The following is a 1,441-nucleotide window of genomic DNA, read 5'->3' on the forward strand; positions in this document are numbered from 1 at the left end:
AGTACGAGTCCAAGCTTTACCGATAATTTTCTATTCACTGCGTTGACGCCTCCCTTGTTATGTATAGATGCTTCCAAAATGCTGTAAGCGCTTAATATCATGGGTTTATTATAAATTATATTGTTATATGTTTATATACTAAATAGAATATAAAAAAATACCCCGTACATAATGCTGTACGAAGGTATTTCCTCTTATTCTATCGCTTACTTTTTACAAAACTTTACCGGAACAACGATTCGCTGCGGCTCGTACTCTCCCTGTAATTGCGCATGAAGCAGCTCAACCGTCACTCTGCAGATCTCATCTTCATTTTGCTGCAAATACGATACGTCTTGAAAATCCGGTTGATCGAAGCAAACGAGCTCCATATCGTCCGGCACCGATTTTCTCAGCCGCTTAGCTGCATAATATGTATAGTTTGTCAGTTCTACGTTGACGACAAATGCGGCTGAAACCGCTGGCCGCTCACTCATGAACGACTCGATAATAGGCTGGGCGTTTCCGTTGGAAATATCCTCGATCTTCAAGATGCACCATAAATCCTTATCAATCGGCAGCTTCTTAGTGAGATAGGCTTTCTCAAACCCAATCAACCTCTCCTCGGTCGCCGTATTCGTAATTTCAGGTGTAATGAGCGCGATGTGCTCATGGCCGTTGTCCAGCAAATGGGTAATTGCTTGTTCCGTACCATTAACATTATCCGAGCTGACGCTGTAGGTTCGAATCTCTTTCAAAAAACGATCTATCAACACATGCGGAAATTTATCGAGCGATAGCCGCAAAATACTATCGTTATAGCGCTCCTCTTCCGTAGGGAACACAATTAAACCGCGTACTCCGGAAGCTACCATCGATTCAATGGCTGCACTCTCTTCCACTTGCGACTCTCTCGTAATCCTAACCTGCAAGTTGTAACCGCTGGCCGTTACATACTTCTCGATTGAATCGAGTATTTTCTGGTCAACCTTAGTTTTCATGCATGGCAAAATAAGTCCGATAACGTCCCGTGCGCCGCTTGGAACCTCCACTGCTGTTGCCGCTTCACCATGCTGCCTTACAAACGTGCCTTTGCCCTGTACCCGGACAAGTACCCCTTCATCCGCTAATCCTATCAATGCGTTTTTACTCGTAATTTGACTAACCCTATATAGCTCCGCAAGTTCTTTCTCGGAAGGGACACGATCGCCGGGCCGAAGCTTGCCAGCTTTGATTTGACCTAGAATATCAACTTGAATTTGCTTATACAAAGGGTGATTTTTCATGGCGCCGCTCCATTCTTATATTAATATATTAAGTATACTAAATTAATCGTAACCTGTCAGCTTTAAGTTTATGTATGTATGGATGCATACAAAAAGCTGCGCCTTCAGGTTAATGACCCAAAGGCGCAGCTTCTTTGATTAAATACACAACTTACTTATTGCCTTTGTCATAAAGC

1 protein-coding gene is annotated in these 1,441 nt (G+C 43.1%); it reads right to left on the bottom strand.

Features of this window, described 5'->3' with window-relative positions:
* Positions 1 to 206: 206 nt before the first annotated feature.
* Positions 207 to 1,265 (bottom strand): GntR family transcriptional regulator, encoded by a 1,059-nt coding sequence (locus tag A7975_RS17200; protein ID WP_053374502.1) that lies wholly within the window; start codon positions 1,263 to 1,265, stop codon positions 207 to 209.
* Positions 1,266 to 1,441 lie beyond the last annotated feature (176 nt).

The organism is Bacillus sp. FJAT-26390, from assembly GCF_001682865.1.
Taxonomy (GTDB): domain Bacteria; phylum Bacillota; class Bacilli; order Paenibacillales; family Paenibacillaceae; genus Pristimantibacillus.

What these genes read in the sequence shown, in the direction of transcription:
- A7975_RS17200 (WP_053374502.1), bottom strand. Translation starts at nt 1,265, where the DNA reads ATGAAAAATCACCCTTTGTATAAGCAAATTCAAGTTGATATTCTAGGT.